Source organism: Azotobacter armeniacus (assembly GCF_054779355.1).
Genome location: NZ_BAAGYK010000033.1, coordinates 157,658 through 175,100, shown reverse-complemented (window position 1 = coordinate 175,100; position 17,443 = coordinate 157,658). Strand labels below are relative to the sequence as shown.

Annotated in this window: 16 protein-coding genes; 5 read left to right on the top strand and 11 right to left on the bottom strand. The window is 67.1% G+C overall.

Features of this window, described 5'->3' with window-relative positions:
• Nucleotide 1 precedes the first annotated feature (1 nt).
• The 7 genes from ACYVD0_RS07610 to ACYVD0_RS07580 all read right to left on the bottom strand — a co-directional run bounded on the left by ACYVD0_RS07610 (nucleotide 2) and on the right by ACYVD0_RS07580 (nucleotide 9,732).
• Nucleotides 2-1,657 (bottom strand): ShlB/FhaC/HecB family hemolysin secretion/activation protein, encoded by a 1,656-nt coding sequence (locus ACYVD0_RS07610; protein ID WP_460426252.1) that lies wholly within the window; start codon nucleotides 1,655-1,657, stop codon nucleotides 2-4.
• Nucleotides 1,658-1,840: 183 nt separating this feature from the next.
• Complete coding sequence (locus ACYVD0_RS07605) at nucleotides 1,841-2,935, bottom strand: DUF1513 domain-containing protein (protein WP_460426251.1); 1,095 nt, start codon at nucleotides 2,933-2,935, stop codon at nucleotides 1,841-1,843.
• An 8-nt stretch (nucleotides 2,936-2,943) separates the two neighbouring features.
• Entirely contained in the window at nucleotides 2,944-4,008 is a 1,065-nt protein-coding gene (locus ACYVD0_RS07600) for an imelysin family protein (RefSeq protein WP_460426250.1), read from the bottom strand.
• A gap of 15 nt (nucleotides 4,009-4,023) precedes the next feature.
• Entirely contained in the window at nucleotides 4,024-5,442 is a 1,419-nt protein-coding gene (locus ACYVD0_RS07595; RefSeq protein ID WP_460426249.1) for a di-heme oxidoreductase family protein, read from the bottom strand.
• A gap of 56 nt (nucleotides 5,443-5,498) precedes the next feature.
• On the bottom strand, nucleotides 5,499-6,821 hold the full coding sequence (locus ACYVD0_RS07590) for an imelysin family protein (RefSeq protein ID WP_460426248.1): 1,323 nt from the start codon (nucleotides 6,819-6,821) through the stop codon (nucleotides 5,499-5,501).
• 121 nt (nucleotides 6,822-6,942) lie between these two features.
• On the bottom strand, nucleotides 6,943-8,997 hold the full coding sequence (locus tag ACYVD0_RS07585) for a putative bifunctional diguanylate cyclase/phosphodiesterase (RefSeq protein WP_460426247.1): 2,055 nt from the start codon (nucleotides 8,995-8,997) through the stop codon (nucleotides 6,943-6,945).
• Between the two features lie 153 nt (nucleotides 8,998-9,150).
• Nucleotides 9,151-9,732, bottom strand: a complete 582-nt coding sequence (locus ACYVD0_RS07580; protein ID WP_460426246.1) for a superoxide dismutase — start codon at nucleotides 9,730-9,732, stop codon at nucleotides 9,151-9,153.
• 247 nt (nucleotides 9,733-9,979) lie between these two features.
• Here ACYVD0_RS07580 and ACYVD0_RS07575 point away from each other — a divergent pair, with 247 nt between their 5' ends.
• A complete protein-coding gene (locus ACYVD0_RS07575; protein WP_460426245.1) occupies nucleotides 9,980-10,891 on the top strand; it encodes an ATPase in 912 nt (303 codons plus the stop codon).
• A gap of 59 nt (nucleotides 10,892-10,950) precedes the next feature.
• On the opposite strand, the gene ACYVD0_RS07570 is transcribed toward ACYVD0_RS07575, so the two are convergent.
• Together ACYVD0_RS07570 and ACYVD0_RS07565 are read right to left on the bottom strand one after the other, a co-directional pair.
• Nucleotides 10,951-12,000 (bottom strand): alkene reductase, encoded by a 1,050-nt coding sequence (locus tag ACYVD0_RS07570; protein ID WP_460426244.1) that lies wholly within the window; start codon nucleotides 11,998-12,000, stop codon nucleotides 10,951-10,953.
• 84 nt (nucleotides 12,001-12,084) lie between these two features.
• Nucleotides 12,085-12,387, bottom strand: a complete 303-nt coding sequence (locus ACYVD0_RS07565) for an ArsR/SmtB family transcription factor (protein WP_460426243.1) — start codon at nucleotides 12,385-12,387, stop codon at nucleotides 12,085-12,087.
• Nucleotides 12,388-12,506: 119 nt separating this feature from the next.
• Here ACYVD0_RS07565 and ACYVD0_RS07560 point away from each other — a divergent pair, with 119 nt between their 5' ends.
• Nucleotides 12,507-13,088, top strand: coding sequence for an acyl carrier protein phosphodiesterase (locus tag ACYVD0_RS07560; RefSeq protein WP_460426242.1), 582 nt, complete (start codon nucleotides 12,507-12,509; stop codon nucleotides 13,086-13,088).
• 4 nt (nucleotides 13,089-13,092) lie between these two features.
• Here the strand turns inward: ACYVD0_RS07560 and ACYVD0_RS07555 are convergent, their stop codons facing one another.
• Both ACYVD0_RS07555 and olsB read right to left on the bottom strand, forming a co-directional pair.
• Nucleotides 13,093-13,863, bottom strand: a complete 771-nt coding sequence (locus tag ACYVD0_RS07555) for a lysophospholipid acyltransferase family protein (RefSeq protein ID WP_460426241.1) — start codon at nucleotides 13,861-13,863, stop codon at nucleotides 13,093-13,095.
• A gap of 89 nt (nucleotides 13,864-13,952) precedes the next feature.
• On the bottom strand, nucleotides 13,953-14,711 hold the full coding sequence (gene olsB / locus ACYVD0_RS07550) for a GNAT family N-acetyltransferase (protein ID WP_460426240.1): 759 nt from the start codon (nucleotides 14,709-14,711) through the stop codon (nucleotides 13,953-13,955).
• Nucleotides 14,712-14,984: 273 nt separating this feature from the next.
• Between olsB and ACYVD0_RS07545 the strand changes: the two genes are divergently transcribed.
• The 3 genes from ACYVD0_RS07545 to ACYVD0_RS07535 all read left to right on the top strand — a co-directional run bounded on the left by ACYVD0_RS07545 (nucleotide 14,985) and on the right by ACYVD0_RS07535 (nucleotide 17,306).
• Nucleotides 14,985-15,770, top strand: a complete 786-nt coding sequence (locus ACYVD0_RS07545) for an oxygen-binding di-iron domain-containing protein (RefSeq protein WP_460426239.1) — start codon at nucleotides 14,985-14,987, stop codon at nucleotides 15,768-15,770.
• 84 nt (nucleotides 15,771-15,854) lie between these two features.
• Nucleotides 15,855-16,973 (top strand): serine hydrolase domain-containing protein, encoded by a 1,119-nt coding sequence (locus tag ACYVD0_RS07540; RefSeq protein ID WP_460426238.1) that lies wholly within the window; start codon nucleotides 15,855-15,857, stop codon nucleotides 16,971-16,973.
• Nucleotides 16,974-17,306, top strand: coding sequence for an amidase (locus tag ACYVD0_RS07535; protein WP_460426237.1), 333 nt, complete (start codon nucleotides 16,974-16,976; stop codon nucleotides 17,304-17,306).
• Nucleotides 17,307-17,443 lie beyond the last annotated feature (137 nt).

Here is a 17,443-nt window from a genome sequence, read left to right as displayed (position 1 = left end):
ATTAAAAGTAGCGGACTAATTGAACCCAGACGCGTGGCGTGCGGTTGACATCGCTCTCGGTGCGCTCGCTGCCGAGTTTCCAGGCGGAAACGGCACTGATCCGCCAACCATGGTCGCTCCAGTTGACGCCGACCCCGGCGCCGGAAAGGCTGCGGTGGTTGTCGCCGTCGTCCCAGGTGTCCTCGTTCAGGCGGACCTCGCCGTGGTCGATGAAGGTGGAGAGCTGCCAGGCCGGCGTCAGGGCGTAGCGCAGTTCGAGGTTGGCCAGCCAGCCCTGGTCGCCGGTGGCTTCGCCCTGCGGGTAGGCACGCACGCCATAGGGGCCGCCGAGCCAGAATTTCTCTGCGGAATCGAGGTTGCCGTCGCTGAGCTGGGCCTGCAGGTGGGTGTAGAGGCTGAGGCGTTCGGTCAGGCGCTGCAGGCGCAGGATGGCCGGGTTCCACTTGTTGAAGGTGCCCTGGGTGCGGGCCGTGGTCGCGTCCAGCCGTTCCACGTCGCCGCTGTCGATGTTCAGGTCGCCGTGAGTATAGGTGAGGGCGAAACTGGTGACACCGCCGCCGCCCAGGCTGTCGTGGGCGTTGCCGCTGAGGGTCGCGCTCCAGTTGCGCAAGCGCTTGTCGCTGCGGCTGGAAAACAGGTCGATGTCGTCCTCGAGGAACTTGTCCTCGAACTGCAGGTGACCGTAGAGGTTGAAGGCGCGGCTGCGGATCAGCGGCTGCAGCACGAAGGCGGTGGCGATGCGCGCATTGCCGTGGGCGTCCAGCTCGTCGAAGTCCTTGGACAGCTCATAGTCCATGTCCGAGTAGGCCACGCCGACCTGGGTGGCGACCGGGCCGACGGGCAACTGGTAGCTGATGCGCTGGTAGTTCTGGTCCTCGTCGGAGCGCATGCCGCGCAGGCTCAGCAGGTCGCCCAGCCCCAGCGGACTGTTCAGGTTGAGGGTGAGACCCAGGCGATTCTGGCCCATGAAGCGGTTGCCGTAGTTGTCCGCGTCGATCGAGCCGCTCACCAGGGGGGCGGAGCGGGCCTCGACGATCAGGTCCGAGGTGCCAACGCTGGTGCCCGGGCGCAGGGTGGACTTGACCTCGACGCCGGGAGTGTCCTGCAGCAGCAGCAGGCTGCGTTCGAGCTCCTTGCCCTCGACCGCGCTGCCGCTTTCCAGGGGGGAGAGCGGGCCGGTCAGGACGCGGTCGCTGACGCGCGAGTCGTTCTGCAGCCGGACCTGGCCGTAGCGGCCTTCCAGCAGGGCGATCTCGACAATGCCCTGATCGATTTCCTGGGCCGGCAGGTAGGCGCGGGCGAGTGGGTAGCCTCGCTGGTGATAATAGCCGGACAGGCGTCGCGCGGCCTCCTGCAGATCGCCGAGGCTGAGGTCACGGCCCTTCAGGTTGTCGAGCAGCGGCAAGAGCTCGCTGCCTGGAATGGCCTGGTTGCCGCTGATGCGAAACCCCTTCACCGACAGCGTCGGGCCGCCGGCGGCCACCTTGCCGTTGCCGCTGTCCGGCAGGGTCAGGTCGAGGCGCTGGGGCGCGGGTACCGAAAGTGGCGTGGACTCGATATCGCGGATCAGGCGGCCGGCGTCGGGAGGCACGGCCGCGAAAACGCTACAGACAGGCAGGGAGGTGCACAGGGCAAACAGAGGCCGCAGATGGCGCATTACTCGGATTCCTTTCCAAGAAGCAGGGGCATCTGGCGGGCATACAGGCCGGACCGGATGCCGCGTACTTCGATCCTTGAAAGTTGGGATACCCAGATCGGGCTCTGTCAGATTAAGAGCGGATAGACACTCCATCAAGATGGAACTTCCAGCATTTACCGGCCACTCCGTCCACCAGTGGCGTCAGGCCAGGCGCAGATGGTTATCCCAGAGCCCCGCCGGCAGCTCCAGGTGGCGGGTTTCGATCTGTGCCCGGCGGCAGTCGTACAGTCGGCAGCGGCTCTGCCCGGAGCTGACGACGAAGCCTTCGACGACCGTGGCGACGCCAGCACAGTCGGCTAGCGGGGCATCGAGGCGCAGCTCGGCGGTATCCAGATCCCAGATGAACACCCGGTTGCCGCGCGGCGCGGTCACCGCCAGCAGGCGTAGTTCGCTGTTGATCGCCACGCTGGCGGTGTACTGGTTCATCGCCCGGCGCTGGGCCTCGCCGAGGGGGAAGGCCTGGAAGGCCTGGCCGGGACGCTTGATCGCCAGCAGCGGTACGGCATCCTGCGGGTCCCCCTCGTATTGCTGGCCGCTGACCACGGTGCCATCGCTGGCCACGGCCAGATGGCGCACGCTGTTCATCGGCTCGGACAGCCGCTCCTTGCCGAACAGGCTGCCGTCGCGACGCAGCAGCACCAGGCTCGGCTCCATGGCGTCGAGGTTCATCTTCTCGCGGCTGTCGGCCTCGGTGCGGATGCCGCCATTGGCCACCACCAGTGTCTCTCCGTCGGGCATCCACAGCAGCTGGTGCGGGCCGATGCCATGGCTGGAGTGCTCGGCCACGCGTTGCAGCCGCTCCGCCAGCAGGCGATAGACGCCGACCACCCCGCGGCCGGGCTCGCGGGTGTCGTTCTCGGTGCTGTAGAACCATTCGCCGCCGGCATGAAACACGCCGTGTCCGTAGAAGTGCCGGTCGACGGGGGTTTCCAGCGTCTGCAAGAGGCGGCCGTCGCGGGTGTCGATCAGGTAGCTCTCGCGGCTCGGCCGGCGGCCGACGAACAGCGCCAGTGGCAGGCGCGGGTGCGGTACTACGTCGTGGCAGCGTTCGGCCACCGGGGTGGCGAAGGCAGGGCTGCCGTCCAGCCGGTAGCCGACCGCATGGTGACGGCCGCCGGCGTCGTCGCGGGCGGAGAGCAGCAGCGGCTGGCGGCTGCCGGGGATCGAGGTCCAGCCACCAAGCGTGGCGGCGGCGAGCAGAGCGCCGCCGCCGGCGAGCAGGGTACGTCGCTTCATTGTCGCCCTCAATCGCCGTCGTGGGCATTGAAGCCGAGCTGGATGCCGAGTGCCTTGGCCAGCTCGCGCTCGTGCAAGCGGTGCAGGCGGTCGAGGCTTTCGTAGAAGGCATTCAACTGGTCGCGCCCGGCCTTGTCGGCGAGCAGTTCATCGAGTGGACGCTGCAGGGCGGCGAGCTGCCCGCGGCTATCGCTGAAGGCCTTATCGAGGCGCCGGGCGAGTTCCGCCTGATCCTCGTCGAGCAAGCTGCGGATGCCGTCCTGCTTGGGGCCGAGCCACAGGCGTTCGGCCGTTGCCAGGCTGGCGGCGAGGTTCGAGAGCGTGGACTGGCTGCGCCAGGCCTCGGCCTGCAGGGGCTGCGGCACGCCCTTGCTCTGCCGGCCGAGCGGGGTGCCGAGCTTCTTCTTCATGCCGTCGAGGGCGCTGACCTCGGCGCGCAGGATCTCGGCGACGGCTTCCCGGGCTTCGGCATAGCGGCTGTTGGGAAACTTCTTAAGTTGCGCGGCCATGCCGGCATTCCCTTGCCATTGCTGGAGGATTTCCGCGGAGAGGGTCTGCTGGTGCTTGCCGATGGCGATCAGCAGCGGGCAGTAGTGCTGGCGCTGGGTGGCGTCGGTGAGGTTCAGGCCCTCGTCGAAGAGCAGGTATTCGTAGGCGCTGAGACCTTGGACCACTACGCTGGCCTGGTCCAGGTCGGCCTGGGTCAGCTCCGGTTTCTGCTGCAGCAGGTTTTCGACCTGGCGGGCGACCAGGTTTTTCTTGTCCGGCCAGAATTGCACCTGCCAGGTCAGGTTGCCCTCGGCCAGCGGTCCGACCAGCAGGGGCTGCAGGGCGGCCCAGCTGCCTTGGGCGGTCAGGAAGGTCTGCCGCGCCTGCTGCTGGTCCTCGTTGCCGGCGCAGAAGGCGAGGGCGCTGGCCGCCAGCTGGCGGTCGGCTTCGGTCCAGGTGTTGTAGGCTGGCAGTAGTACACCGTCGGTCAGGGCGATGCTGGTCTGCTGGTTGGGCTCTTCGGGCGTGCAGGCTCCGAGGAGGAGGCCGGTCAGGGCCAGGAGGAGGGGCGTACTGCGGAACATGCTTCGGCTCCTTTTTCAGAGGGAGTTCAGAAAGGCCAGGAGTGCTGCGCGCTGGCCTGCGTCGAAGGTCAGGACTCGATCCCTGGCCGCTTGCGCTTCGCCAGCATGCCAGAGGACCGCCTCCAGCGGATTGCGCGCCCGGCCATCGTGAAGGAGCTGGGTATGGCCGCCGACCCGTTGCGTCAGACCGAGGCCCCACAGCGGCGGGGTCCGCCATTCGCGGCCGCTGGCCTGGAATTCCGCGCGATTGTCGGCCAGACCGTCGCCCATGTCATGCAGCAGAAGGTCGCTGTAGGGGCGGATCTTCTGGTTGGCCAGCTCCGGTTCGGCGGCGTCCGCAGCGGTCACGAACATGGGAGTGTGGCAGCGCGCGCAGCCTGCGCGATGGAACAATGCCTTGCCGGCCAGCACCTGTGGGGCGTCCACGTCGCGCCGGGCCGGCACGCCCAGGTGGCGGGTGTAGAACAGCACGCGAGCGAGCAGGTGATCGTCGACCTCCGGTATCCCACCGTCGGCGCTGGCCAGGCAGGCGGCCTGGGCCGGGGTGCAACTGCTGCCGGGCAGCAGGCGGGTGGAAAGGCCCAGGTCGTTGAAGAAGGCGTCGGCGTTCTGCTGGTTGAGGTTCGGTTGCCCGGCCTTCCAGCCGAAGCGGCCGAGGGCGGTGCTCTGGTTGGCCTGGTCCCGGACGCGATTGGGGCGGCCGGAGATGCCGTCGCCGTCGGCGTCGTCGGGATCGGCGTTGACGAGAATGGCAGCTTCGGGAATCGCCTCCAGCAGGCCGAGGCCGATCATCGGCGGAGCGATGCGCAGGGAAAAGCGCGTGTCGGGATGCAGCGGGCCGTAGCCCAGACGGTCGAGCAACAGCTGCGGGCGGCGCAGCTCCACCGCGAAGCCGTCGGCGAAGCGCAGGCTGTGGGTGGCGTAGCTCAGGCGTACCCGCGCCTCCGGGACCACGCCGGGCACTGCCATGTCTTGCAGCTGAGTGCCGTAGACCGGTTCGGGAACCACGCCGAGGCGTTCGGCGAGGTGTGCGGTTTCCGGCGTTTCAGGGATCGACAGGCGCACCAGCAGGGACACGGCGTTGTTCGCCTGCGCCTCCGGCGGGTGGCCGCGGCCGTCGCGGATATGGCAGTTCTGGCAGGCGTTGGTGTTGAACAACGGGCCGAGGCCGTCGCGGGCGGTGGTACTGGCCGGGGCGATCACCCAGGGCTTGCGGAAGAAGCTGTTGCCGACGGCGAATTCCATGTGCCGCGGCGACGTCAGGTTGGCCGAGGGCTGGGCGAAGGCGTCCCGGTCGCTGCGCCGGATGGTGGCGCTGCCGGCCGACAGGGACTCGCCGGGCTCGGCCCGGCTGAAGTCCGGCGGCTGCCCGTCGCACGCGCCGAGGCCGAGCACCAGCAGCAGCGGAGAAAGACGATGAAGCGGTGATGACATCGACAGCGTTCCAGGGAGGGGCGCGGCGGCGATCCGCGCCCGGCTTGCGGCAGGGGTCAGAATCCGTGCTCGGCGCTGTCCGGATTCAGCTCGCCGATGTCCAGCCGGATCGCGGCCTGCTCGATCGAACCGGTCTGCTTGACCAGCGCGGCGATGGCGTCGCGTACCAGTTGCTGGCCGGTGGCGTTGCCGGCGGCGATCAGCTGGTCGAAGTGCTGGCCCCCGGCGGCGCTGTCGACCAGCGCCTGCAGGCGGGCTTCGCTGGCTTCGAGGTCGGCCTTGAGGGTGGCGTCGGCCTGGGCGTCGGCGCGGGCGACCAGGGCGGAGAGGCTCGGACCGCTCAGCAGGCTGCCATCGAGCTTGCGGTATTCGCCCAGGTAGACATTACGGATGCCCTTGCCGTTGTAGAAGTGCGCGTTGTGGGTGTTGTCGCTGAAGCAGTCATGCTCGTCCTCGGTGGAGTTGGCTTCCAGCGGTACCTTCATGCGCTCGCCGGCCAATTCGCCGAGGGACAGGCTGCCCATGCCGAAGAGCATCTTGCGCAGGCCGTTGTCGGCCGGCTCCTGTTCCAGGCTGGCGCGATAGTTGTCTGCTACCTGGGGCTGCCACTGGCCGACCATGTATTCCAGATCGCTCACCAGCAGATCGCTGGCCGCCTTGAGGTAGGCGCGGCGGCGCTCGCAGTGGCCGCCCGTGCAGTCCTTGCCGGCCAGGTAGTCGCTGGCCGGGCGCTGGCCGGCGCCGGGGGAGGTGCCGTTCAGGTCCTGACCCCAGAGCAGGAACTCGATGGCGTGGTAGCCGGTGGCGACGTTGGCTTCCGAACCGGCCAGCTCGTTGAGGCTGGCCAGGGTTTCGCCGGTGATGCTGGATATGTCGAGCTTCTCTTCACCTACCTGGATCTCGGTATTGGCGACGATATTGGCGGTGGCGCCAGGGTTGCCGAGGGCGTGCTGGTAGTCGGCGGCGACATAGTCGATCAACCCCTCGTCCAGCGGCCAGGCGTTGAGCTGGCCTTCCCACTCGTCCACAACCGGGTTGCCGAAGCGGAACACCTCACTCTGCATGTAGGGTACGCGGGCCGCCACCCAAGCCTCACGGGCGGCTTGCAGGGTGTCTGCGTCCGGCTTGGCGAGCAGGGCGTCGATCGCATGCTGCAGGGCCTTGGCGCTGCTCAGGGCATCGCCGTACACGGCCAGCGCCAGATCGGCGTAATGGGTCACCACCGCCCTGGCGGCCGCCTCGTCGAGCTGGGCGGCGGCGGGTGTGCTGGCCGCCGGGGCGACGGCCCGGGTGGTGGTTTGTTCCTTGTTGTCGTCGCAGCCGGCGAGCGAGACGGCGACGGCGAGCAGGCTGGCGGCAGCCAGGGGGATGCGGGGCATGGGGGAAAGTCCTTCAGTGGAGTCGGCGGGGCGCGATGCGCGCTTGCGGTTATGATGCGAAAGATTTGCATTTTTGAAAAGCAGACCGATGGCCGATTGGCGACGGTCTGCTTGGTGGGCGCTAGCTGACGGGCGCCTGGCGGAGCTGCGCCTGGCGGATGAAGGCCGCCAGCTCCGCCGCCGGCAGCGGCTTGCTGTACAGGTAGCCCTGTCCCTCGTGGCAGTCCAGGCTCATCAGGTAGGCTTCCTGTGCGGCGGTCTCCACGCCTTCGGCGGTCACCTGCTTGCCCAGGTTGCGGGCCAGCTGGATGATGGTGCGGACGATGGTGCCGGCGTCGCGGTCTTCGTCGTTGAGCAGGTCCAGGATGAAGCTCTTATCGATCTTGATCTTGTCCAGCGGCAGGCTCTTCAGGTAGCTCAGCGAAGAGTAGCCGGTGCCGAAGTCGTCGATGGCGATCCGTGCGCCGCAGCGGCGCAGGCTGCGCAGGTGCCGGGCGGCAATCTGGATGTCCTCCATCAGGCTGGTTTCGGTGACCTCCAGCTCCAGGCTGCCGGCGGGCAGCCGGTAGCTGCGCAGCAGTCGGTCGATCAGATGCGGCAGGCCGTCGTGGCGCAGTTGCACGGCGGACAGGTTGACTGCCATGTGCAGTTCGCCAAAGCCCTGGTCGTGCCATTCCCGCAGCTGCCGACAGGCCTCTTCAAGCACCCACTCGCCGATGGGGATGATGCTGCCGCTGTGTTCGGCCAGCAGCACGAACTGGTCCGGCGGTACCAGGCCATGGCGCGGATGGCGCCAGCGCAGCAGGGCCTCGACCCCTTCCACCCGCTGGTTCCGGTAGTTCAGCTGCGGCTGGTAGAGCAGTTGCAGCTCGCCGCGCGCCAATGCCTCGCGCAGATCCTTTTCCAGCTCGCGGCGGTGACGCATCTCGCGGTCGACGCTGGCGATGTAGAACTGGTAGCGGCTGTGCGAGCGCTTGGCCAGGGGCATGGTCTGTTCGGCTTTCTGCAGCAGTTTTTCGGGGGAGCGACCGTCCTCGGGGTAGAGGGTGATGCCGATGCTGGCATGCAGCTGGATGTCCTGCTGCTCCAGGCGGAAGGGCGCCTCCAGATCGTCGAGAATGCCTTGGGCCAGCTCGGCGGCCATGTAGGGCTCGTCGATATCGGTGCGGACCAGCACGAAGCGGTCGCCGCCCAGGCGCGCCAAGGCACCGGGGGTGGTGTCGTGGCTGCGCAGGCGATCGGTCAGGGCCAGCAGCAATTCGTCGCCGATCTGGTAGCAGAACTGTTCGTTGATTGACTTGAAATCGTCCAGGCCGACGCAGAGCACGGCGACTCGCCGCTGGTGGCGGCGCGCATCCATCAGAACCTGGCCGAGCCGGCGCAGCAGGTGCTGGCGGTTAGGCAGGCCGGTGAGGACGTCGTAGTAGGCCATGCGCTGCAGGCTGTGTTCCGCCTCGTGGCGCAGGCGCGTGTTGCGCTCGATGGCGGTGAGCAGCTGGTTGGCGGTGCGAATCCACAGCCCCAGTTCATTCTGCTCGTTGCCCTCCAGCATCGGCAATTGCCGGGCGCCAGGGTGTTCTGGGTCGATCTTCGCCAGGGTGGCGATGATCCGATCCAAGGGTTTGCTCAGCAGCCGCTGGTAGATCAGGTAGAGCAATAGGGCGAGGACGAGGGCGTGCAGCAGGCCGGAGAAGAAGATGACCTGCGCACGGATCAGGAAGTCGTGGCCGTAGGCGGCGGTGTCCAGGGTGATGTGCAGGTCGCCATAGAGCCCGTTGTCCGGAGGGCGGCCGAGCAGCGGAATGCTGAAATGCTGCTCGCGGCCGAGCAGCGCATCGGTCAGCGTGCGGGTGGCGAAGGCTGGCGGCTTGCGGGAGCGTTCGGCCAGGGGAGTGCCGGAGGGCAGGACGATGCTGGTCGAGGCGACGGCTCCATGGTACAGCAGGCCTTCGATGACCTGCAGGCCCATGTCCCGGTCTCGGCTGTAGAGCGCCTGGGACGAGGGGGCGCGGAACATGGTGAGGATTCGCTGTGCCTCGTGGTCGATCTGCTGGCGGGTCTTCTGCAGCTCGAAGGCGATCTGCACACAGCTGAGCAGCAGTCCGAGCAGAAGGGCACAGAGCAGTACCACACGGAGCAGTTTCAGTGACAGGCTGTTGCGCGGGACCGGCTTCACATGGGAGTCCTTGTGGAATACCGCCTCGGTCAAGTATTGGCAAGCCTGGAGTAGACGTCAAAAACTGCTTGTTTTGCGGTGCAAAAGTCTTTTTTCGCCACCAGAAATGAGAAAACCCGACCGGGGTCGGGTTTTCCGCAGGGGGCCGGGGACTCAGGCGGCGTAGTTGGAGGCCACGAAGTCCCAGTTCACCAGACTCCAGAACGCCTCGACGTACTTCGGACGCAGGTTGCGGTAGTCGATGTAATAGGCGTGTTCCCAGACATCGCAGGTCAGCAGCGGGGTGTCGCCGCTGGTCAGCGGGTTGCCGGCGCCGATGGTGCTGGCCAGGGCCAGGGAGCCGTCGGCCTTCTTCACCAGCCAGGCCCAGCCGGAACCGAAAGTGCCGATGGCGACCTTGGTGAACTCTTCCTTGAACTTGTCGAAGGAGCCGAAGGCGGCGTTGATGGCATCGGCCAGGGCGCCGGTCGGTTGACCGCCACCATTGGGCTTCATACCGTTCCAGTAGAAGGTGTGGTTCCACACCTGGGCGGCGTTGTTGAAGATGCCGCCCGAGGAGGTCTTGACGATCTCTTCCAGGCTCTTGCTTTCGAACTCGGTACCCGGGATCAGGTTGTTCAGGTTCACCACGTAGGTGTTGTGGTGCTTGCCGTAGTGGTATTCCAGGGTCTCTGCGGAAATGTATGGCTCGAGGGCGTTTTTCTCGTAAGGCAGCGGCGGCAGTTCAAAAGCCATGATCAACTCTCCATTTTCATCAGGTCGTAGGACACGCGACATGGGCGCGACCGGTTCGGGTGCTGCTTGGAGCGGGGCGCAAGGCGCCGTAGATCACGGATCATAGCACCGGGGCTGCGACATATCCACGCAGCATAGGTGTAGGAAAGCCCATGCTAGAGCCCCGTTGCCGCGGGGGTGACAGCCCTGCCGCCGGTCCGAACGCTATACTGCAGGACCTGTAGGCCGTGCCTTTGCGAAGATTCCCATGCGCAACGACTCATTCGATGAAGTGGAGCATATACTCAGCCTGCGAACGGAGGTTCGCGATCCGGACTCAGGCCACGCTGTGGTCGACGAAGCGCTGTCGGAGCGCCGTGCCGGCAACGGCTACCTGTGGTCGCTGGTCGGTGCGCTGACCCTCGCCTTGGCCGGGCTCGGTTGGTGGAGTCAGCAACGCCTAGCGCTGATGGAGCAGCAGTTGGTGGCGACCCAGGAAAGCTTCGCGCGGATCAGCGAGGATGCGACGCTGCGCATCCAGAATATCAGCGGCAAGGTGGTGGCCGCCGAGTCCAGCGCGACCACCGGCAGCGATACTCTGAAGCTGCAGATCCGCCAGTTGGAGAGCCGCCTGGCCGAGCAGGACAAGCGCCAGCAGACGCTGCAAGTCCACCGGGACGAGCAGGACCGGCACATCGAGCAACTGGCCGGCGACCTGCAGAAGCAGCAGGGGGTGGCCGTGGAGCTGGTGACCCAGTTGGACGGCCGGTTGCGCCAGCTCGACGAGCGGCTGCAGGCGCTCGCTGGCGAGCTGGTGGCGCTGAAGGGCCTGCAGGCCGAGCAGCAGCAGCGGCTGGCCGAGCGACTGAGCGGTCTCGACGGGGAGATGGCGGCACTGAAGGACCAGCAGGCCGGGCAGGAGCAACGGCTGGCCGCACGCTTGAATGGCCTGGACGGGGCGGTGGCGGAGCTGAAGAAGCGCGGCGATCCGGCCCCGAGCATTACCCGTCTCGAACAGGAACTCTTGGTGCTGCGCAGCGAGCTGGACAACCGGCCGGCCCAGGCCGGCAACGTCGCCAACACTGCCGAGTTCGACGCCTTTCGCGCGCAGACCACGCGCAGCTTCACCGCCCTGCAGAGCCAGATGCGCAGTCTGCAGCAGCAGTTGAACAGGCGCTGAATCGGGGCCGGCTGGCCCGACACGGCTGGCGGAGACCGGGTCGGGCTGCTGGCGGCGGATTACAGGGTCGGGTAGTCCAGGTAGCCCTGCGGACCCGAGCCATAGAAGGTTTCCGGATGCGGCTCGTTGAGCGGAGCGCCGGCCGCCAGGCGCTCCGGCAGGTCGGGGTTGGCGATGAAGGAAACGCCGAAGGCCACGGCATCGGCCTTGCCCTCGGCCAGCCAGCGGTTGGCCTGTTCCTTGGTGAAGCGCTCGTTGGCGATCACTGCGCCGCCGAAAGCCTGCTTGAGCTGCGGCGTCAGGCTGTCGGCGTCTTCCTTCTCGCGGGTGCAGATGAAGGCGATGCCGCGTTTGCCCAGTTCGCGGGCGACGTAGCCGAAGGTTTCCGCGCGGTTGGAGTCGCCCATATCATGGCTGTCGGCGCGTGGCGCCAGGTGCACGCCGACCCGGCCGGCGCCCCACACGGAAATCGCCGCGTCGGTCACTTCCAGCAGCAGGCGGACACGGTTCTCCAGCGAGCCGCCGTATTGGTCGGTGCGCCGGTTGGTGCTGTCCTGGAGGAACTGGTCGAGCAGATAGCCGTTGGCGCCGTGGATTTCCACGCCGTCGAAGCCGGCCGCCTTGGCGTTCTCGGCACCCTTGCGATAGGCCTCGACAATGCCGGCGATCTCCGCGGTTTCCAGAGCGCGTGGGGTTTCGAAGGGCTTCATCGGGCGGATGAGGTTGACATGGCCCTTGGGCTGGATGGCGCTCGGCGCCACCGGCAGCTCACCGTTCAGGTAGACCGAGTCGGAGATCCGGCCCACGTGCCAGAGCTGCAGGACGATGCGCCCGCCAGCGGCGTGCACCGCCTGGGTGACGTTCTTCCAGCCGGCGACCTGCTCCTCCGACCAGATGCCGGGGGTGTCGGGGTAGCCGACGCCCATGGGGGTGACCGAGGTGGCTTCGCTGATGATCAGGCCGGCGCTGGCGCGCTGCACGTAGTACTCGGCCATCAGCGCGCCGGGCACGCGGCCGGGCTCGGCACGGCAGCGGGTCAGCGGGGCCATGACGATGCGGTTGGGCAGGTCGAGATCGCCGATCTTGATGGGGTCGAAGAGTGTGCTCATGGATAGTCCTTGCAGTGGATCGGTCGGATGGTCGTGGCCGTCGGTCGGAAGCTGCACCTTCGGCGGAAAATGAGCGGTCGCACCTTACAGCGCGTCGTGGAGCTGCTCGAGGAAGGCCTGGATGGCCGCTTCGTTGCGCTTGAAGAAACACCACTGGCCGACCTTGCGCACGCTGACCAGCCCTGCGCGCTGCAGGGTCGCCAAGTGGGCCGAAACGGTGGGCTGGGACAGCCCGGTGCGCTGGTCGATCTGACCGGCGCAGACGCCGAGCTCCAGGGAGTGCTCCTGGTTGGGGAAGTAGCGCTGCGGCTCCTTCAGCCAGCGCAGGATCTGGCGGCGCACGGGATGGGCCAGGGCCTTGTAGATCTCGTCGAAGTCGTCGGACATAGGCGATCCTGTCAGGGTGAGTCGGGTTGGCTCGAAGCTTATATTGATATATTGCGATATATCAATGCTGGCGCGCAGCCGTCGTCGTATCGGCCAGTGATCCGGGCTAGACTTTCGTCATGAACTATCTTGCCCATCTCCATCTGGGCGGCCGGCAGCCAGCCGACCTGCTTGGCAGTCTCTACGGTGACTTCGTCAAGGGTCCCTTGCAGGGGCGCTGGCCGACGGACATCGAGGCCGCCATCCGCCTGCACCGGCGCATCGATGCCTTCACCGACAACCATCCGGTGGTGCGCCGGGCCAGGGCGCGCTTTCCCGAGGGGCGACGCCGCTATGCCGGCATCCTGCTGGATGTGTTCTTCGACCACTGTCTGGCCCGGTACTGGGCCGATTACGCAGTGGAACCGCTGCCGGTGTTTACCGCGCGGGTCTACGCGCTGCTCGCGGGCGAGGCGCAGCTGCCCGGCCGGCTGGCCGAGCTGGCGCCGCGCATGGCGCAGCAGGACTGGCTGGGCAGCTACCACGACTTCGCCGTGCTGGAGCGGGTGTTGATGGGAATGCAGAGGCGCCTGTCGCGCCCCGAGGGACTGGCCGGCGCCTTGGACGAGCTGGAGCGGCTCTACCGGCCGCTGAGCGACGACTTCCGCGTCTTCTATCCGCAGCTGCAGGAGTTTGTTCTGACGCAGCGGGGCGAGCCCTGAGCTTTCAGGCGGCGACCGGCAGGCCCCTGGTGCTGCCGAACAGGCATTCGGCGATCGCCGTGTGGGCCTGGCGGCTCAGTTCGGTGCGGCTGAGGCCCTGACTATCCAGCGGCGGCAGCAGGTGGATTTCCACCTCGCTGTGTTCGCTGCGCAACAGGCGCAGCAGGTGTGAGAGCAGGTCGTCGTCGCCGATGAAGGGCGCGATCGGGTCGATTGCACCATCGCGCAGATAGCGGATCGCCACCGGCTGCACCGGCACCTGCGCCTCCACGGCGCTGGCCAATAGGCGGCTGTGGAAGCCGTGCAGGCTGCGCCCATCGGTGGTGGTGCCCTCGGGGAAGATCAGCAGATCGTGGTCGTGCTGCAGGTGGCGCAGCAGCTGGCTCCTGACCAGTCCGCTGTCACCCGCGCCGCGACGAATGAACAGCGTCCCGGCCTTGTGCGCCAGCCAGCCGGCCAGCGGCCAGCTGCGCACCTCGGCTTTGGACAGGAAGGACAGCGGGGCGAGTCCGCCGAGCAGGGGGATGTCGGTCCAGGACACATGGTTGCCGACCCACAGCATGGGCCGGTCGGGCAACTCGCCGTGCAGGCTCAGGCGAAAGGGCAGGGCGGCGGCCAGCTGGGCGAGGAAGCGGCGGGTCAGGCGTTGGCGCAGGGCCATCAGGTCGTCGCGCCTGAGGCGCTCCAGCAGGCTGACCCAGCCGGCCATGGCCAGGCCGAGGGCGAGCACCGCCAGCAGGCGGAAGAGCCGGGTATAGAAGCGGAGTTTCTTCATGGAGTCTCGCAGGGCAGGGCAGGGCAGGGCAGGGCAGGCGTGGCGTTGTCATGGACGCTCCGCCCGCCGCGAGTGGGTGGGCCGATCGATCAGACAGCGGCCTTGAAATGGCGGGCGTAGCGGGGACACAATTCGTCGCGCTTGAGCAAGATGAACACGTCGGCCACCTGGAAGTCCGGGTCCCAGCAGGGTTCGCCGCAGACTTTGGCGCCCAGGCGCATGTAGGCCTTGAGCAGCGGCGGCAGTTCGGCGGTGACGTTGCCGGGCAGTTCCAGGCGCGGCAGCGGGGTCTTGGGCTCGGCGCGCAGCTGCTTGGTGCACAGGTGGCGTTCGCGCAGGCGCTGCATGACGGCCCGCGCTTGGATGCCGCCGTCCTTCATGGGGATGCTGGCGCAGCCCATCAGGTAGCGGTAGCCGCCCTCGTTGAGCACCTCGGCCAGCTCGCTCCAGAGCACGGCGATGGTGGCGCCGCTGCGATAGCCGGGAGCGACGCAGGTGCGGCCGATCTCCAGCAGCGGCCCCTGCAGACGGGCCAGGCCGTGCAGGCTGAATTCCTCTTCGCTGTAGAAGCGTCCCAGGCCGGCGGCGGCCTGGTGGTCGAGCAGCCGGGTGGTGGCGACCAGCTCTCCGCTGTTCAGGTCGCGCACGCCGATATGGCTGCAGTGCGGATCGTAGTCGTCCATGTCCAGCCCCAGTTCGGCGCCCTTCAGCTTGGCGTCGAATTCCGTGCTGAACACGCGAAAACGCAGGGCCTGGGCCTCGCGCAGGGCGTGCGCGCCGAGCAGGCGTTCGGCGCGCAGATTGCGTTCTGGGATTTTGCGTTCGGAGGTGATGGCACCGTGGGTCATATGGATCTCCGTGAGCCGCCTGATGCGCTCCGGCAGGGCCGCGCCGGAGTGGCGGCGAGTCCTGCCCGGCTGCTGTCGTTGTGGGGTCGGATCGACTTGGTCGGGTACGCTCAAACTAGGCAGGGGCGGTGTCACGTCTGTGACGTTTGGGTGATCCTTGCGTGACAGGCTGCTCAGGCGGGAAATACCGGCAGGGGAGCGGTTGATTTGCATCACTAAGCTGGGGGGCTTTGCGGAGTATTTTGGCGAGCCTCTGCATTCAGCGAGATTTTCATGCGACGCGAGCCCCATGTGCTGTTCGACAACGGCACCCATCAATGCCTGCTTTTCGATGATCTGGTCAGGGGGGAGGGCGTACAGACCAACCAGTTCCTGATCACCGACCACGGTCAGTACCTGTTGCTCGATCCGGGCGGTGACCTGACCTACACCCCGCTGTCGCTGGAGCTGTCGAAGCGTATCTCGCTGCAGGAGCTGACCTACATCTTCGCTTCGCACCAGGATCCGGACATCATTTCCTCCTTGGGCAAGTGGCTGCTGCACACCAAGGCCAAGGTGCTCTGCTCGAAGCTATGGGCGCGCTTCCTGCCGCACCTGACGGCCAGCTACCTGGCCATGAGCCACGGCATCTCCACCTACGACCGAATCATCGCCCTGCCGGACCGCGGGGAGTCCATCTCCCTGGGCAGGTGCCGGCTGAAGGCGGTGCCGGCGCACTTTCTGCATTCGGTGGGCAACTTCCAGCTGTACGACCCGGTGAGCAGAATCCTCTTCTCCGGCGATATGGGCGCCTCGCTGGTGGACGACGCCATCCCCGTGCGCGATTTCGCCAGTCACATCCCCCATATGGATGCTTTCCATCGCCGTTACATGGCTAGCAACAAGGTCTGCCGGCTATGGGTGGGCATGGTGCGCAACATGAAGGTGGACATGATAGTGCCGCAGCATGGCCGCCCCTTCGTCGGCAAGGAGATGATCGACGCCTTCCTCAACTGGATCGAGCATCTGGAGTGCGGCATCGATCTTCTGGGACCGGACGATTACCAGCTGCCAAAATAGGTCGAACCCACTGCCGGGCCGTGCCCATTTCGTCATCCGGCCCGTGCTAGGCTTCGCGCTCTGCCTGTCGTGAGGTCGATCCCGATGTCCGCCATTGCGTTTTCCGCCCGGTCTCTGCTGGTCTGCCTGGCGGCCACCGTGCTCGCAGCCGGGCAGGCTGTCGCCGAAGCCTGGCCGGGCGCCGAATGGACGCGGCAGCCCGTGGCGCGGAGTGCGGCGCTCGAGGCCTTCGAGGCCTATGCCTTCCCTCCGCGGGACGAGGTCGAGCGCAGCGGGGTGCGCAGCGATGCGGTGGTTGTGATCCGCGACGGCGTATTGGTCTACGAGCGCTATGCTGCTCCGACCGGTGAGAACACGCCGCATCTGGTCTGGTCGGTGAGCAAGAGTCTGCTCGCCTGCCTGCTTGGTAGCGCTTACGGCGAGGGGCGCTTCCGGCTAGACGATCCGGCGGCGCGCTACTATCCGCCCCTCGCGGCCCATCCCGAGCTGCGTCTGCGCCACCTGCTCAACTGGACCTCCGGCCTGGCCTGGGAAGAGGACTACGAGTATGCGCCGCTGCGGTCCTCGGTCGTCGCCATGCTCTACACCCGCGGCCGGGGCGACATGGCCAGTTTCGTCGCCCAGCATGCGGCAGGCGCCGTACCCGGCACGCGGTTCAGCTATTCCAGCGGCGACAGCATCCTGCTCGCGGCGGCGCTGAAGGGGATGCTCCCGGTCGGGCAGTATGCGGACTATCCTTGGCGGGTTCTGTTCGAGCCGCTCGGCATCACCTCGGCGGTCTGGGAAAGGGACGCGTCTGGCACCTTCGTCGGCGCCTCCTATGCCTATCTGAGTGCCCGCGATCTGGCCCGGGTCGGCCTGCTGATGCTGCGCGACGGCCGCTGGGGCGAACGCCGGCTGCTGCCGGCGGACTGGGTCGCCTTCAACCGCTCGCCGGTGCCCGGCTACCGGCCGCCTCTGGAGGGGTTGGTGCCGGGAGGGCACTGGTGGCTGAACCTGCCGCTGGACGGTGCGCCCCGACCATGGCCGGACGCGCCGGCGAACACCTTCGCCGCGCTGGGCCACTGGGGCCAGGCGCTCTATGTACTGCCGGCGGAGAAGCTGGTGATCGTCCGCTTCGCCGACGACCGCGATCCGAGCTATCGGCACAACGATTTCCTGCGCCTGGCCCGCGCGGCCTTCGCCCCTGGAGAGGGACCCTGAATGCGTCATCGTCACAGTTTGCTGCTGGGCTCGGCCGTGCTGCTGGTGGCCGCCGTGGTCTGGCCGAACCGCGCGCACCTGGCGGCCTTCCCCGACATCATCGGCGCCTATACCGCCAAGGAGTACTGCTCCTGCCGCTATGTGAGCGGCAACCCAGCGGACTACTGCCATGTCTATATTCAGCAGTACATTCCGATCGACCGGCTGCACGACGAGCCGGCCAGCCGGAAGGTGACTGCCCGTGGTCTGGGACGCACCCACAGCGCCGTCTGGCTAGGTCCGCGTGAGGGCTGCCGCCTGCTGGCCGAAGAAGAGGCTTCACCCGCTTCCTGAGCCTGCGTCCCTGGTCACGCCGGCGAGCTTTCGGCGGCGGGCTGGAGCGGTTATTGTCCTGCGCTCGGTCTTCAAGCGAGAGGTTGCATGCACAAACCCTTTACCCATTTGCTGTCCAGGTGGTTGCCTCCGGCAGG

What these genes read in the sequence shown, in the direction of transcription:
- ACYVD0_RS07610 (WP_460426252.1), bottom strand. Translation starts at nt 1,657, where the DNA reads ATGCGCCATCTGCGGCCTCTGTTTGCCCTGTGCACCTCCCTGCCTGTC.
- ACYVD0_RS07605 (WP_460426251.1), bottom strand. Translation starts at nt 2,935, where the DNA reads ATGAAGCGACGTACCCTGCTCGCCGGCGGCGGCGCTCTGCTCGCCGCC.
- ACYVD0_RS07600 (WP_460426250.1), bottom strand. Translation starts at nt 4,008, where the DNA reads ATGTTCCGCAGTACGCCCCTCCTCCTGGCCCTGACCGGCCTCCTCCTC.
- ACYVD0_RS07595 (WP_460426249.1), bottom strand. Translation starts at nt 5,442, where the DNA reads ATGTCATCACCGCTTCATCGTCTTTCTCCGCTGCTGCTGGTGCTCGGC.
- ACYVD0_RS07590 (WP_460426248.1), bottom strand. Translation starts at nt 6,821, where the DNA reads ATGCCCCGCATCCCCCTGGCTGCCGCCAGCCTGCTCGCCGTCGCCGTC.
- ACYVD0_RS07580 (WP_460426246.1), bottom strand. Translation starts at nt 9,732, where the DNA reads ATGGCTTTTGAACTGCCGCCGCTGCCTTACGAGAAAAACGCCCTCGAG.
- ACYVD0_RS07575 (WP_460426245.1), top strand. Translation starts at nt 9,980, where the DNA reads ATGCGCAACGACTCATTCGATGAAGTGGAGCATATACTCAGCCTGCGA.
- ACYVD0_RS07570 (WP_460426244.1), bottom strand. Translation starts at nt 12,000, where the DNA reads ATGAGCACACTCTTCGACCCCATCAAGATCGGCGATCTCGACCTGCCC.
- ACYVD0_RS07565 (WP_460426243.1), bottom strand. Translation starts at nt 12,387, where the DNA reads ATGTCCGACGACTTCGACGAGATCTACAAGGCCCTGGCCCATCCCGTG.
- ACYVD0_RS07560 (WP_460426242.1), top strand. Translation starts at nt 12,507, where the DNA reads ATGAACTATCTTGCCCATCTCCATCTGGGCGGCCGGCAGCCAGCCGAC.
- ACYVD0_RS07555 (WP_460426241.1), bottom strand. Translation starts at nt 13,863, where the DNA reads ATGAAGAAACTCCGCTTCTATACCCGGCTCTTCCGCCTGCTGGCGGTG.
- olsB (WP_460426240.1), bottom strand. Translation starts at nt 14,711, where the DNA reads ATGACCCACGGTGCCATCACCTCCGAACGCAAAATCCCAGAACGCAAT.
- ACYVD0_RS07545 (WP_460426239.1), top strand. Translation starts at nt 14,985, where the DNA reads ATGCGACGCGAGCCCCATGTGCTGTTCGACAACGGCACCCATCAATGC.
- ACYVD0_RS07540 (WP_460426238.1), top strand. Translation starts at nt 15,855, where the DNA reads ATGTCCGCCATTGCGTTTTCCGCCCGGTCTCTGCTGGTCTGCCTGGCG.
- ACYVD0_RS07535 (WP_460426237.1), top strand. Translation starts at nt 16,974, where the DNA reads ATGCGTCATCGTCACAGTTTGCTGCTGGGCTCGGCCGTGCTGCTGGTG.